Here is a 13,825-nt window from a genome sequence, read left to right as displayed (position 1 = left end):
GGCTGATCTCCTCTACAGGGTGGGTACGGAACGCACGGGGGCCGGCGGGCCGGTCAGGCCACGGGCCAGCTCCACCGCGCCGTGCAGGGACGACAATCCGCCCAGGGCGGCGGCCCGCACCGGTGGCGCCGGCCGCCCGGGCCGGCCGGCGGCGCGGGCCCGCTCGGCGACGAGCGGCACGAAGTCGGGCAGGCCGGCGGCGAACCCGCCGCCCACGATCGCCAGCGCCGGGTCCAGCAGCTCGCCGAGGCTCACGACCGCCGCCGCCAGCGCCCGGCAGCTCGCGTCGACCGCCTCCACCGCCCACGGCCGGCGCTCGTCGAGCCCCGCCCGCAGGTCGTCGAAGCTCACCTCGGCGCCGCGGCCGGCGCCCGCCCGGCGCAGGGTGGCCGGGCCGGACGCGATCGACTGGAGACAGCCGCGCCGGCCGCAGTCGCAGCGCTCGCCGTCGAGGGCGACGACCATGTGACCGATCTCGGCGGAGGAGCGGCCGGGCACCGAGCGCCCCGCCAGCACCACGCCGCCGCCGATCCCGGTGCCGACGCCCAGGTAGACCACGTCGTCCCGGCCGGCGTGCCGGGCCTCGGCCAGCGCGGCGAGGTCACCGTCGTCGGCGACGGCCGTCGCCGCGTCGGGGAAGAGGCGGCGCAGCGCACCGGCGAGGTCCAGCCCCGCCCAACCGGGCCGGCCGGGCCAGGTGGTGACGGTGCCCGCCGGGTCCGTGGTCGCCGGCATCGCCACCCCGACCGCACCCACCGGTCCCCACACCTCGCGCAGCCGGTCCGCCTCGGCGGCCAGCGCGGCCAGGTCCGCGGCCGGGTCGGCGCCGCGTGGCCAGCGGAAGGTCCGGTCGTACGCCGGCCGTCCGGGCGCCTCCGCGCGCAGCGCCACCTTGGTGCCGCCGACGTCGACACCGAGCACGCCGTCGCCCCGCTGCGGACCGGTCACGCCCGCGCCTCAGCCCTCAAGCACGTGCAGGACCACGAGCGCGACGGCCGCCACCGCGAAGATCACCGGCGTCAGGGTCATCGGGGCCGGGTCCTTCGCGCGGGCGTGGTAGACCACCGCGCCCACCATCTGCAGGGCGAGGCCGATCGCCGCCGCGATGCCCAGCGGCGCCCAGAGCAGGCCGAGCAGCAGCCCGGCGACCGCGGCGAGTTCCAGCACCCCGAGCAGGCGCGTCAGCCCGGGCGAGACGCCGAGGTGGTCCATCCGCTCGCGCATCTGCGCCTGCCCGGTGAGCTTCGGCACGGCGGTGCCCAGGAACACCGCGGCGAGGATGAGGGTCAGGACGAGGATGGGAATGTGCACGTGATGTCCTTCGGGAAGAGTCGGAACGTGCGGACGACCGTACCGCTGGCGCATCGACGCCGATCGGGCCGGACGGCGCGGTGACGGGTCGTCATCGGACGGTCGCGGCGAGGGCGCGGGCGGCCAGGCGGTAGCCCAGCGACCCGAGCCCGACGATGACGCCGCTGGCCAGCGGGGCGATCACCGAGTCGTGCCGGAAGCTCTCCCGGGCCCAGACGTTGGACAGGTGTACCTCGACGAAGGGCCGGGGATAGTTGGCCAGCGCGTCGCGCAGGCTCCAGCCCGCGATCATCAGGGCGCCCGGGTTGACGATGGCGCCCACGGTGTCGTAGTTGTCCTGGATGGCGCGGATCATGGCGCCCTCGCAGTCGTGCTGCTCGGCCACCACCCGCCAGCCCCGTCCCGCGATCTCCTCGCCGACGGCCCGTTCGATGTCGTCCAGGGTGTCGGTGCCGTAGATCTCCGGCTCCCGTCGGCCGAGGATGCCCAGGTTCGGGCCGTTCAGCAGCAACACGTCCGACACGCTTCACCTCGCGGGGCGTGGCCCTGTCCCGACAAGGCCCGATGACTGGTCCACCGCAGTCTTACTACGCCCGCGACGCCGGGCGAACCGGCGGTGGCCGTGGCGCGGCGGACTAAGGGGTGGCTAGGGGCTGTTAGGGGCGGTGACCGCGCGTCCGCTTCGGTTACCGTCCTCCCTGCCGAAGCGACGCCGCCGACTCCAACGGAAGCGTCACCTACCTCGAACCGGCCATCGGCGCCCCGGTGCGCCCGGACCGCGTGCCGGCGGTACCCGGTCGTCCCGCCCGATGGTCCGGCGAAGCCCCTGGTCTGCCCGAGTTGGGAAGTGGGAAGTCATGAGTGGTCAGCCCTCGACGGTGTCGGAGTTCCCCGAGTGGCCGCAGTTCGGCGACGAGGAGCGCGCCGGACTGATCCGCGCCCTCGAACAGGGGCAGTGGTGGCGGATGGGCGGCAGCGAGGTCGACTCCTTCGAGAAGGAGTTCGGTGACTACCACGGCACGCCGCACGCGCTCGCCGTCACCAACGGCACCCACGCCCTTGAGGTCGCCCTGGAGGTGCTCGGCGTCGGGCCGGGCACCGAGGTGATCGTCCCAGCCTTCACGTTCATCTCGTCCTCGCTGGCCGCGCAGCGCCTCGGCGCGGTCGCCGTGCCGGTCGACGTCGACCTCGACACCTACTGCATCGACCCGGCCGCCGTCGAGGCTGCGATCACCCCCCGCACCAAGGTCGTCATGCCGGTGCACATGGCCGGCCAGTTCGCCGACATGGACGCGCTGGACAAGCTCGCCGCCGACGCGGGGGTGGCGGTGCTCCAGGACGCGGCGCACGCCCACGGCGCGCAGTGGCAGGGCAAGCGGTCCGGGGCGCTCGGCTCGGTGGCCGCGTTCAGCTTCCAGAACGGCAAGCTGATGACTGCCGGCGAGGGCGGGGCGGTGCTCTTCCCCGACGAGGAGCTGCGCGAGCGGGCGTTCCTCGTGCACAGCTGCGGCCGGCCCCGCACCGACCGGGACTACCTGCACGGCACCACCGGCTCGAACTACCGGATGGGCGAGTTCACCGCCGCCGTGCTGCGCGCCCAGCTGTCCCGCCTGGACGAGCAGATCGCGCTGCGCGAGCAGCGGTGGCCGCTGCTGTCGAGCCTGCTCGCCGAGATCCCCGGCGTGGTGCCGCAGACCACCGACCCCCGTACCGACCGCAACCCGCACTACATGGCGATGTTCCGCGTCCCCGGGATCACCATCGAGCGCCGCCGCGCCGTGGTCGACGCGCTCATCGCCCGGGGCGTCCCGGCGTTCGTGGCGTTCCGGGCGATCTACCGGTGCGAGGGCTTCTGGAAGGCCGGCGCTCCCGACGAGTCGGTCGAGGCGATCGCGGCCCGCTGCCCCAACGTCGAGCAGATCCACTCCGACTGCATCTGGCTGCACCACCGCACCCTGCTCGGCACGGAGCAGCAGATGCACGAGATCGCCGCCGTGCTCGCCGACGTCCTCGCCGGATGACGGCCCTGCCCCCGGCCGCCGCGCCCGACCGACCGGTGCGGGTCGCGGTGGCCGGCCTCGGGTGGGCCGGGCGGGAGATCTGGCTGCCCCGGCTCGCCGCGCATCCGGGCTTCGAGGTGACCGCCGTGGTCGACCCGGAGCCCGGCGTACGCGACCGGGCCCGCGCCACCCACGACGTCCCGTCCGCGTACGCCGACGTCGACGACCTGCCCGCCGGGGCGGTCGACCTGGTGGTGGTCGCCGTACCGAACCACCTGCACGCCACCGTGGCGGTCCGGCTGCTGCGCCGGGGCGTACCGGTGTTCCTGGAGAAGCCGGTCTGCCTGACCTCCGCCGAGGCGACCCTGCTGGCCGACGCGGAACGCGACGGCGGCGCGGTGCTGCTGGCCGGCAGCGCCGCCCGCTACCGGGCCGACATCCGGGCCCTGACCGGGGTGGCCGCCGAGCTGGGCCCGATCCGGCACGTCGACGTGGCCTGGGTCCGCGCCCGGGGGGTGCCCGACGCGGGCGGCTGGTTCACCCGGCGCGACCTCTCCGGCGGGGGAGCGCTGGTGGACCTCGGCTGGCACCTGCTCGACACGGTGCTGCCGATGCTCGGCCCGACCCGGGTCACCCACGCCATCGGCAGCGTCTCCGACGACTTCGTCAACGACAGCGCCGCCCACGCCGCCTGGCGCAGCGACACCGGCGCCGGTGGTCGCGCCCCCGGGGACGTCGAGGACACCGCCCGGGGCTTCCTGCTCACCGCCGAGGGGACCTCGGTCGCCCTGCACGCCTGCTGGGCCTCGCACGAGTCGCTGGACCGCACCACCGTCACCGTGCACGGCGCCGCCGGATCGGCGACGCTGCGCTGCACGTTCGGCTTCAGCCCCAACCGGGAGCCGGCGCCGGTGCTGACCCGCACCCGGGACGGCGAGACCGTCCGGCTGTCGCTGCCCGAGGAGCCGATCGGCGCCGAGTACGACCGCCAGCTCGACGAGCTGCCCGCGCTGCTCGCCGACCCGGCGTCGCGGGGCGCGGCCGTCGCCGAGGCCCGCCGGACCATCGACATCATCGAACGGATCTACCAGTCCGCCCGGCCCACCGCGCCGGAGCGGCAGCACGCGCTGGCGGGCCATCGCGACCGGTGAGAACCACCGTCGGCCACACTCGCTTCCGGGAGCAGCCATGAGCCATCCATCGTCCACCGTCGAGGTGACCCCGCCGTCGCCGGGCCGCGGCCCGATCCGCGCGGTCGTGTTCGACCTCGACGGCGTCATCGTCGACAGCTCGGCCGTCATGCGTGAGGCGTTCAGCATCGCGTACGCCGAGGTGGTGGGCGACGGGCCGGCGCCGTTCGAGGAGTACAACCGGCACATGGGCCGGTACTTCCCGGACATCATGCGGCTGATGGGGCTGCCCCTGGAGATGGAGGAGCCGTTCGTCCGGGAGAGCTACCGGATGGCCCACCTGGTGCCGCTCTTCCCCGGCGTCCGGGAGACCCTGGAGACGCTGCACTCCCGGGGGATCCGGATGGCGATCGCCACCGGCAAGGCCGGCCCCCGGGCCCGCTCCCTGCTTGACCAGCTCGGCGTGCTGGGCCTCTTCGGTCAGGTGATCGGCTCCGACGAGGTGGCCCGCCCGAAGCCCGCCCCGGACATCGTGCTCCAGGCGCTCGGCCACCTCGACGTGCCGCCCGGCCAGGCGATGATGGTCGGCGACGCGGTCATCGACCTGCTCAGCGGCCGGGACGCCGGGGCGACCGCGGTGGCCACCACCTGGCACGGCGGGGACGTCGCCGCGCTGCTCGCCGCCGGCCCCGACCTGGTCGTGCACGCCCCGACGGAGCTGCTCGCGCACTGCCCGGCGGCCCTCGTCCACTGAGACCCGCCCGCCCGCTCCCCGTCGTGACGGGCGCGACCCGAACCTGTCGTGCACGTCCGGCCCGCCCTGAACAGGCGGGCCGGGACACCGTCCGGAGTCCCCGCCCGCCTGTCCGGTGTGTCCGGTCGGGTCGGTTCAGCCGTTGCGGCTGACCGGCGCCGTACCCACCACGTAGTTGGTGCCGACCTCGACGCTGTTGGGGATCTCGCGGCTGGTCTGGGTGTCGCAGTTGACGATGTTCCAGTGCAGGTGCGGGCCGGTCACGTTGCCGGTCGCCCCGGAGGTTCCGATCCGCTGTCCCTGCGCCACGCGGTCACCGTTGTTGATGATCGTGGCACTCAGGTGGGCGTACTGGGAGCACCGGTTGTTGCCGTGGTCGACGAGCGCCATGATCCCGCCGCCGCCCGCCCAGCCCTCGAAGCGGATGGTGCCCGCGGCGGACGCGAGGATCGGCACGCCCACCGGCATGCCGAAGTCGATGGCGTGCCGGTTGTAGACGTCGTTGTGGGAGAAGCTGCTGCCCGCCGCCTGGGTGATCGGGTAGGCGCGTCCGGCCGGGAACGGCAGCTTGAACTGGGCGGAGCTGCCGCAGGGCGGGACGACCGGGCCGTTCGAACCGGTCTCCAGGAATCCGTCGGTGAGCCACCCGCCGCCCGAGAGCTTGTTCCAGATGTTGGTGACGCCGGCGAAACCCTGGACGGAGTCCCCTCGGACGTGGCAGGTGATGGTGACGGTGTTGCCGTTGGGGACACTGCCGATCACCGCTGCGCTCACCGACGGCGCATTGCGGATGTTCAGCGGGAGTCCACTGGGTACGTACACCCTGACCTGGGCGGCGGCGTGTGCCGGCACAGCCGACAGGGCCACGGTCAAACAGGAGACCAGGACAGCGATCAGGGTCTGCGTTACGCGGCGCAGGGAAATCACCTCCGACTGGCCCGCCGGGGGCGGGCGATAGATCATCATCGACAGCGTGATGCTAGCCCCGGCGGAAGCCGTGGCGATACACGTCGATAGGGGCCCCTGAAGCGCTCTCAGTGCGCGCCGTCGACGGCCCCGGGTCCGGCTTCCAGGAAGCGCAGCATGGCGGTGGCCAGGATCTCGGCGACGGGGGCCGGGACCAGGTCGGTGCGGATGGTGACGCGCAGGAGGGCGCCCCCGTTGCCGGGAAGCACCTCGGCGACGCAGGAACCCGACCACTCCCGGGCGTACGGCTCGACGACCTCCTCGGTCCGGCAGCCGGGCAGCTCCAGCGGCAGCACCACGTTGTCCTGGTAGGCGAACGAGGGCATGCTGTTGGCCACCTCGCGGGACATGCCGAGGACCGGGTCGACGGTCATCTCCACGAAGGAGACGTCCTGGGCGGCCATCAGCGCGTCCGCGGTGCGCTGGACCGCTCGGATCAGGTCCTTCTCCGGCCCGTCGAAACGGACCCGCAGGCAGTTGGAGGTGATCCTGCTCGTGAAGGTGGAGTCGAGGATCCGGCTGCCGCGCTGGGCGACGATCATCAGCAGGGCGATGTCGTCCTGCTGGTGGATGGTGCGCAGCGCCGAGGCGTAGGCGGCGGCGAAATAGGTGGAGCGGCTGAACCGCTGTTCGCGGGCGGCCCGGTCCCAGCGGTCCAGCACCTCCGGAGGGACGGTGACGATGTGCCCGGTCCGAGGGCCCCAGGTCGGGGTCTGCTCCAGCAGCGACTGCGGCCGGCCCTCGCCCTGGCGGGCGAGGCCGCGCAACTGCTCGCGCCAGTAGTCGCGCTGCGCGTCGAGGTCGGTGGCGGCCCGCAGTCGGGTGTGCTCGTCGTGGAACTGGCGCAGCGTGGGCGCGGGGCGGTCCCAGCCGGGCGCCCGGCCGGCCAGGCGGGCGGCGTAGGCGTGGCCGAGGTCGCGGACGAGCAGCGCGTGTGACCAGCCGTCGAAGGCGATGTGGTGGATGCCGATGCCGAACAGGATGCGCCCGGTCGACCTGTCGCGGATGAGCGCGGCCCGCCAGTTGCGGCCCTGGGTGTAGTCCAGCGGCTGCTGCACGGCCTCGGCGAGCTGGTCGAGGGCCTCCTGCTCGCTGGTGGCGTCGGTGAGCAGTCGCAGCTGCGGCATGCCCGGCTTCGGTGGGACGACGGCCACGGGGGGGTCCACCCGCCGGTAGCGGGCGTACAGCGCCTCGTGCCGGCGGTGCACGTCGCCGAGCGCCGCCATCAGCGCGCGCAGGTCCAGCTCGCCCTCGATCCACCAGGTGGTCGGGCAGACCAGGTCGAAGGGGAGCCAGACGAACTTGCCGACCGACAGGGTCAGCGGGACGGGCCCGGCCGGGCCGGGACGGCCGGTGACGGACGGTTCCGGTTCGGCCGGGGGACGGCGGGGCGCGGTGGTGAGCCAGTGCGCCAGGCCGTGCGGGGTGGGCGTGCGGTGGATCTGCGAGACGGGTACGACGACGTCGGCGGCCTCGTCGACGGCCGCGGCGACGGCGGCGGACTGCAGGGAGGTGCCGCCGAGGGCGAAGAAGCTGTCCCGCGTGCCGACCCGGTCGATGCCGAGGACGGTCGCAAACACTCCGGCCACGAGACGTTCCTCGTCGGTGGCGGCCTCGACGTAGTCCACGCCGAGGTCCGGGCGCTGCGGGCCCGGCTCCGGCAGCGCCCGCCTGTCGATCTTGCCGGTGCCGCCGACGGGGAACCGGTCGAGGACCATGATCACGGCGGGGACCATGTACGGGGGCAGCACACCCGAGGCGTGCTCCCGCAGCTCGGTCACGGCCGGCTTGCGGCCGTCCCGGCCGGTCACGTAGCCGACCAGCCGGGCGACGCCCCGGTCCTCGCGGCGGACGACCACGGCCGTGCCGACGCCCGGGTGCTGTTCGAGGACGGCCTCGATCTCGCCGAGTTCGATGCGGATGCCGTTGACCTTGACCTGGTGGTCCATCCGGGCGAGGATCTCCAGCGCCCCGGAGGCGTTCCACCGGCCCAGGTCGCCGGTGCGGTAGGCGACCCCGCCGCCGTACGGGTCGGTGACGAACCGTTGGGCGGTCAGCTCGGGTCGGTTGAGGTAACTGTCGGCGACCCCGGCGCCGGTGATGAGGATTTCGCCGGCCACGCCCATGGGGACGAGGCCGAGGTTGGCGTCGACGACGCGGATCTGCCGGTTGGGCATGGGCCAGCCGATCGGCACGTACGCGCCGCTCCAGCCGGCCGACGCGTCGAACCACGTGCACGCCACGGCGGCCTCGGCGGGCCCGTACGCGTTGATCAGGCGCGCGCCGGCCGCGATCCACCGTTGCGCCATGCGCGGCGGAACGGGCTCCCCGGCGAGGGTCACGCAGGACATGCTCGGGCAGTCGGCCGGGTCCACGGCGGCGAGGTTGGTGGGCGGGCAGAACGCGTGGGTGGTCTCCTCCTTCGCGATCAGCTCCGTCAACCGGCGGGCGTCGAGCAGGTCGTCGCGGGAGCTGACGACGACGCGGGCGCCGGAGGTCAGCGCGGTGTAGATCTCGCCGAGGGCGACGTCGAAGACCGGCGCGCAGCAGTGCAGCATCCGGCTGTCCGGGCCGACCGCGCACTCGTCGCGCATCCAGGTGACGAAGTTCGTCAGCATGTCGTGGGTCAGCACGACGCCCTTCGGCGTGCCCGTGGAGCCGGACGTGTAGATCACGAACGCCGGCCGGGAGGCGTCCACGACCGGCAGCTCGCCCGCTTCGGCCGCCTCCACGGCGGACCACTCGTCGTCGAGGGCGACCACCTTTACGCCGTCCGGGCGCGGGATGCGTGGGGCGACCTCGCCGACGGTGAGCACGACCCGGGCGCCGTGGTCGGCCAGCAGCAGCCGCATCCGCTCCGCCGGCCAGGACACGTCCATCGGCGTGTACGCCGCTCCCGCCCGCAGCACGGCCAGGGTGGCGACGAGGGTCAACATGCCGCGGTCCAGCGCCAGCGACACCACGTCCCCGACGCCGACACCGGCGGAGCGCAGGTAGCGGGCGAGCAGCTCCGAACGGCGTGCCAGTTCCGCGTACGTGACGACCTCGCCGTCGGCGACGCCCGCGACCGCGTCCGGCGTGCGGCGCGCCCACGCCAGCACCAGCTCGTGCAGCGGCTCGGCCGGCACCGGGCGGACCGGACCCCGGCCCCAGGCGAGCAGCCGCTCCCGCTCGGCCGCGCCCAGCAGCGGCAGCCCGGACAGCGGGACCTCGGGTTCCCGCACGCCGGCCGACACCAGCGTCACGGTCTGGTCCAGCAGGCCCCGCACCCAGTCCGCGGAGAAGCCCTCCGCCGCGTGGTCCACCCGCAGCCCGGACCCGTCCGAGGCCACGCTGACCACCAGGTCGACGTCCACGGTCTCCGGGCCCACGCCGGGCACCGGGCCGTCGACCAGGCCCACCGCCACCGGGCCCACCACACCCGCACCTGCCACCGGCGCGGCCCACGCCGCACCCACCCGGCCCACCAGCTCACCGAACGCCGGATCGTCCGCCACGCCCACCCGCAGCACCGTCCCGCCCGAGGACAGGCCGAGCGCCACCTCCTCCTGACCGGTGTAGCGGGCCAGCACCCCGACGAGGCCCGCCAGCACCACCAGTCCCGCCGGCTCCGGGCCCGCCAGGTCGGGTAGCGCGAGCGTACGCAGCTCGGACGCCGCCCGGGCCGGCCACGCCAGCGGCCGGCGCAGGTCACCCATCAGGTCGAGGGCCTCGAAGTCGGGCCCCGCGACACCCGCGGTCGGGGCCTGGGCACCTACGAGCCCGACGGACATGGGTCAACCTCCGATCAGGACCGGCACCACCGGCAGGGGGTACGGCCGGGTCAGGAAACCAGGAACAGGTGCGTGTACGGGCGGTCAGGCGGTGCCGGGAGCCGGGGCGGGCCCCGATTCGAGGAAGCGGAGCATGTGGGCGCCCAACTCCTCGGCGAGGGAGAACGGGATCAGGTCGGTGCGGATGGTGATGCGCAGCAGGGCGTCGGTGTCCCGGGGGATCGCCTCGACGGTCAGCCCGCTCATCACCTCCCGCGCGTACGGCTCGACGACCTCCTCGGTCCGGCAGCCGGGCAGGTCCAGCGGGAGGACCACGTTGTCCTGGTAGGCGAAGCCGGGGATGCTGGCGACCACCTCGCCGGGCAGGCCGACGGCCGGGTCGGCGGCGGTCTCCGAGAAGGGGATGTCCTGGGCGGCCATCAGCTCGTCGACGGTCTGCTGGACGTGCCGGAGCAGGTCCTCCTCGGGCCGGAACCGGACCCGGACGCAGTTCGAGTTGATCCGGGTGGTGAAGGCGGAGTCGAGGATGCGGCTGCCGCGCCTGGCCACGATCATCAGCAGGCCGATGTCGTCCTGCTGGTGGATGGCGCGCAGCGCGGAGGCGTACGCGGCGACGAAGTAGCTGGATCGGCTGAACCGCTGTTCCCGCGCCGCCTGGTCCCAGCGTTGCATGACCTCGGGGGTGACGGTGACGATGTGCCCGGCCTTGGGGCCCCACGCCAGTGCCTGCTCCAGGGGCGCCTGGGGTGGGGCCTCGCCCTGGCGGGGCAGGCCGCGCAGCTGCTCGCGCCAGTATGTCCGCTGGGCTTCGAGGTCGGCGGCGTCGCGTAGCCGGGTGTACTCCTCGTACGACTGGCGCAGCGTCGGCGCGGGGCGTGCCCAGGCCGGGGCCTGGCCCGACAGCCGTGCCGCGTAGGCGTGGCTAAGGTCGCGCACGAGCAGCGCGTGTGACCAGCCGTCGAAGGCGATGTGGTGGATGCCGATGCCGAACAGGATCCGGTTGGTGGTCTTGTTGCGGATCAGGGCGGCGCGCCAGTTGCGGCCCTGGGTGTAGTCGAGGGGTTGCTGTACGGCCTCGGCGAGCTGGTCGAGGGCCTCCTGTTCGGTGGCGGCGTCGGTGAGCAGTCGCAGTTGCGGCATGCCCGGGTTCGGCGGGATGAGCGCCACCGGCGGGTCGACGCGGCGGTAGCGGGCGTGCAGGGCCTCGTGCCGGCGGTGCACGTCGCCGAGCGCCGCCATCAACGCCCGCAGGTCCAGCTCACCCTCGATCCACCAGGTGGTCGGGCAGACCAGTTCGAAGGGGAGCCAGACGCACTTGGCGACCGAGAGGGTCAGCGGGACAGGCTTCGACGGGCCCGGACGGCCGGTGACGGGCGCCTCCGGTTCGGCCTTGGGGCGGCGGGGGGCGGTGGCGAGCCACTGGGCCAGTCCCTGTGGGGTGGGGGTGCGGTGGATCTGTGAGACGGGTACGACGACGTCGGCGGCCTCGTCGATGCCGGCCGCCACCGCCGCCGACTGCAACGACGTGCCGCCGAGGTGGAAGAAGCCGTCGCGTGCCCCGACCCGGTCCAGCCCGAGCACCGCCGCGAAGACCCCCGCGACGATGCGTTCGGAGTCGGTGGCCGGCTCGGTGTACGGCACGTCGAGGTCGGGGCGTTGCGCGTCGGGTGCCGGTAGCGCCCGTCGGTCGATCTTGCCGGTGCCGCCGACGGGGAACCGGTCGAGGACCATGATCACGGCGGGGACCATGTAGGGCGGGAGCACGGCGGCGGCGTGCTCCCGTAGCTCGGCGGTGACGGGGAGGCGACCCTCGCGCCCGGTGACGTAGCCGACCAGCCGGGCGGTGCCGTGGTCCTCGCGGCGGGTGACGACGGCGGTGCCGACGTCGGGGTGTTGTTCGAGGACGGCCTCGATCTCGCCGAGTTCGATGCGGATCCCGTTGACCTTCACCTGGTGGTCCATCCGGCCGAGGATCTCGAGTGCTCCGGTGGTGTTCCACCGGCCCAGGTCGCCGGTGCGGTAGGCGACTCCGCCGCCGTACGGGTCGGTGACGAACCGTTGGGCGGTGAGTTCGGGTCGGTTGAGGTATTGGTGGGCGACCCCGGCGCCGGTGATGAGGATTTCGCCGGGCACGCCCATGGGGACGAGGTCGAGGTTGGCGTCGACGACGCGGATCTGCCGGTTGGGCATGGGCCAGCCGATCGGCACGTACGCGCCGGGCCAGCCCGTCGACGCGTCGAACCAGGTGCAGGCGACGGATGCCTCGGCGGGCCCGTACGCGTTGATCAGGCGGGCGCCGGCGGCCATCCACCGTTGCGCCATGCGGGGCGGGATCGGCTCCCCGGCGAGGGTCACGCAGGACATGCTCGGGCAGTCGGCCGGGTCCACGGCGGCGAGATTCGTGGGCGGGCAGAACGCGTGGGTTGCCTGCTCCTTCGCGATCAGGTCGGTGAGGCGGCGGGCGTCGAGGAGATCGTCGCGGGAGCTGACGACGACGCGGGCGCCGGAGGTCAGCGCGGTGTAGATCTCGCCGAGGGCCACGTCGAAGACCGGCGCGCAGCAGTGCAGCATCCGGCTGTCCGGGCCGACCGCGCATTCCTCGCGCATCCAGGTGAGGAAGTTGGTCAGCATGTCGTGGGTCAGCGCGACGCCCTTCGGCGTGCCCGTGGAGCCGGACGTGTAGATCACGAACGCCGGCGCGGACGCCTCGACGACCGGCAGGTCGACGGGTTCGGCCGCCTCCACGGCGGGCCACTCGTCGTCGAGGGCGACGACCCGTACACCGTCGGGTCGGGGGACGCGTGGGGCGACCTCGCCGACGGTGAGCACGACCCGGGCGCCGTGGTCGGCCAGCAGCAGCCGCATCCGCTCCGCCGGCCAGGACACGTCCATCGGCGTGTACGCGGCTCCCGCCCGCAGCACGGCCAGGGTGGCGATCAACGTCCAGAGGCTGCGGTCCAACGCCAGCGACACCACGTCACCGGGCCGTACGCCCAGCGACCGTAGCTGCGCGGCCAGTGCCCCCGAGCGGCGGGCCAACTCCGCGTACGTCAGCACCTCCCCGCCGGCGACGCCCGCCACCGCGTCCGGCGTGCGCCGCGCCCACTCCAGCACCAGCTCGTGGATCGGCTCGGCCGGCACCGGGCGGGTCGGACCCCGGCCCCAGCCCAGCAGCCGCTCCCGCTCCGCGTCCCCCACCAACGGCAACCCCGACAGTGCGGTCTGCGGCGCTGCCGACCCCACGGACGCCAACAGCACCACCTGGTCCACCAGGCCCCGCACCCACTGGGCCGAGAACCCGTCCGCCGCGTAGTCCACCCGGATCGCCGATCCGTCGCCCGCGACGGTCACGTCCACGTCCACGTCCACCACGTCCGGTCCCACCTCGGCCACCGGAGCGTCCACCAGCCCGACCACCACCGGACCCGCCGCGTCCCGCGCGACCGGCTGGGCCAGCGCCGCGGCCACCCGCGACACCAGCTCCCCGAAACCCGGATCACCCGTGACGTCGACCCGCAGCACGCCACCCGACGACAGCCCCACCGCCACCTCGGCCTGGCCGGTGTACCGGGCCAGCACTCCCAGCAGACCGGCCAGCAGCACCGCGCCGGGGGGCCGCGCGCCGGCCGGGCCGGGCACGTCGACCGGCCGGAACTCGGAGGCCGCCCGGGCCGGCCACGCGGTCGGCCGGCGCAGGTCCCCCATCAGGTCGAGGACCTCGAAGTCGGGCCCGACGACATCCGTGGCCTGGGCACGACCACCAACGAACCCGACAGACATCAGTCAACCTCCGATCAGGCCCGGCGTCGCCTGCGGGGGTACGCCGGGGAAGAACCACGAACTCCGGGGACGCGGCCCGCGCGCCCACGGCCATGACAAGCAGCCCGATGT

9 protein-coding genes are annotated in these 13,825 nt (G+C 74.1%); 3 read left to right on the top strand and 6 right to left on the bottom strand.

Annotated elements, in window-relative coordinates; genetic code table 11:
- Positions 1-12: 12 nt before the first annotated feature.
- The 3 genes from ABZ573_RS21635 to ABZ573_RS21625 all read right to left on the bottom strand — a co-directional run bounded on the left by ABZ573_RS21635 (position 13) and on the right by ABZ573_RS21625 (position 1,834).
- Positions 13-948 carry an ROK family protein gene (locus ABZ573_RS21635; RefSeq protein ID WP_358120351.1) on the bottom strand — a complete coding sequence of 312 codons (936 nt, stop codon included), beginning with the start codon at positions 946-948 and terminating at the stop codon, positions 13-15.
- Positions 949-957: 9 nt separating this feature from the next.
- Positions 958-1,311 (bottom strand): DoxX family protein, encoded by a 354-nt coding sequence (locus ABZ573_RS21630; RefSeq protein ID WP_151455066.1) that lies wholly within the window; start codon positions 1,309-1,311, stop codon positions 958-960.
- Between the two features lie 91 nt (positions 1,312-1,402).
- Positions 1,403-1,834, bottom strand: coding sequence for a type II 3-dehydroquinate dehydratase (locus tag ABZ573_RS21625; protein WP_151455065.1), 432 nt, complete (start codon positions 1,832-1,834; stop codon positions 1,403-1,405).
- Positions 1,835-2,168: 334 nt separating this feature from the next.
- Here ABZ573_RS21625 and ABZ573_RS21620 point away from each other — a divergent pair, with 334 nt between their 5' ends.
- The 3 genes from ABZ573_RS21620 to ABZ573_RS21610 are packed head-to-tail and all read left to right on the top strand — an operon-like array spanning position 2,169 to position 5,195.
- The gene (locus ABZ573_RS21620; protein WP_327028023.1) at positions 2,169-3,332 is read left to right on the top strand and encodes a DegT/DnrJ/EryC1/StrS family aminotransferase; all 1,164 of its coding nucleotides are present in this window, start codon (positions 2,169-2,171) and stop codon (positions 3,330-3,332) included.
- Entirely contained in the window at positions 3,329-4,462 is a 1,134-nt protein-coding gene (locus ABZ573_RS21615; protein ID WP_151455063.1) for a Gfo/Idh/MocA family oxidoreductase, read from the top strand. Before ABZ573_RS21620 ends, ABZ573_RS21615 begins: the two co-directional genes overlap by 4 nt.
- Positions 4,463-4,499: 37 nt before the next feature.
- The gene (locus tag ABZ573_RS21610; RefSeq protein WP_327028025.1) at positions 4,500-5,195 is read left to right on the top strand and encodes an HAD-IA family hydrolase; all 696 of its coding nucleotides are present in this window, start codon (positions 4,500-4,502) and stop codon (positions 5,193-5,195) included.
- Positions 5,196-5,330: 135 nt separating this feature from the next.
- Here ABZ573_RS21610 and ABZ573_RS21605 read toward each other — a convergent pair whose 3' ends face one another.
- From ABZ573_RS21605 to ABZ573_RS21595, 3 genes are all read right to left on the bottom strand, one after another.
- The gene (locus ABZ573_RS21605) at positions 5,331-5,969 is read right to left on the bottom strand and encodes a peptidoglycan DD-metalloendopeptidase family protein (RefSeq protein ID WP_358120346.1); all 639 of its coding nucleotides are present in this window, start codon (positions 5,967-5,969) and stop codon (positions 5,331-5,333) included.
- A 260-nt stretch (positions 5,970-6,229) separates the two neighbouring features.
- Positions 6,230-9,934, bottom strand: coding sequence for an amino acid adenylation domain-containing protein (locus ABZ573_RS21600; RefSeq protein WP_358120343.1), 3,705 nt, complete (start codon positions 9,932-9,934; stop codon positions 6,230-6,232).
- A gap of 84 nt (positions 9,935-10,018) precedes the next feature.
- Positions 10,019-13,714 (bottom strand): amino acid adenylation domain-containing protein, encoded by a 3,696-nt coding sequence (locus ABZ573_RS21595; protein ID WP_358120340.1) that lies wholly within the window; start codon positions 13,712-13,714, stop codon positions 10,019-10,021.
- Positions 13,715-13,825: the final 111 nt, after the last annotated feature.

This window comes from Micromonospora sp. NPDC007220 (genome assembly GCF_040634035.1).
In the GTDB taxonomy this organism is placed as follows: domain Bacteria; phylum Actinomycetota; class Actinomycetes; order Mycobacteriales; family Micromonosporaceae; genus Micromonospora; species Micromonospora reichwaldensis.
This window is presented reverse-complemented; position numbering and strand designations above follow the sequence as displayed.

Excerpts from the sequence above, each read along its gene's own strand:
- ABZ573_RS21620 (WP_327028023.1), top strand. The coding sequence starts at position 2,169 with ATGAGTGGTCAGCCCTCGACGGTGTCGGAGTTCCCCGAGTGGCCGCAG.
- ABZ573_RS21615 (WP_151455063.1), top strand. The coding sequence starts at position 3,329 with ATGACGGCCCTGCCCCCGGCCGCCGCGCCCGACCGACCGGTGCGGGTC.
- ABZ573_RS21610 (WP_327028025.1), top strand. The coding sequence starts at position 4,500 with ATGAGCCATCCATCGTCCACCGTCGAGGTGACCCCGCCGTCGCCGGGC.
- ABZ573_RS21600 (WP_358120343.1), bottom strand. The coding sequence starts at position 9,934 with ATGTCCGTCGGGCTCGTAGGTGCCCAGGCCCCGACCGCGGGTGTCGCG.
- ABZ573_RS21595 (WP_358120340.1), bottom strand. The coding sequence starts at position 13,714 with ATGTCTGTCGGGTTCGTTGGTGGTCGTGCCCAGGCCACGGATGTCGTC.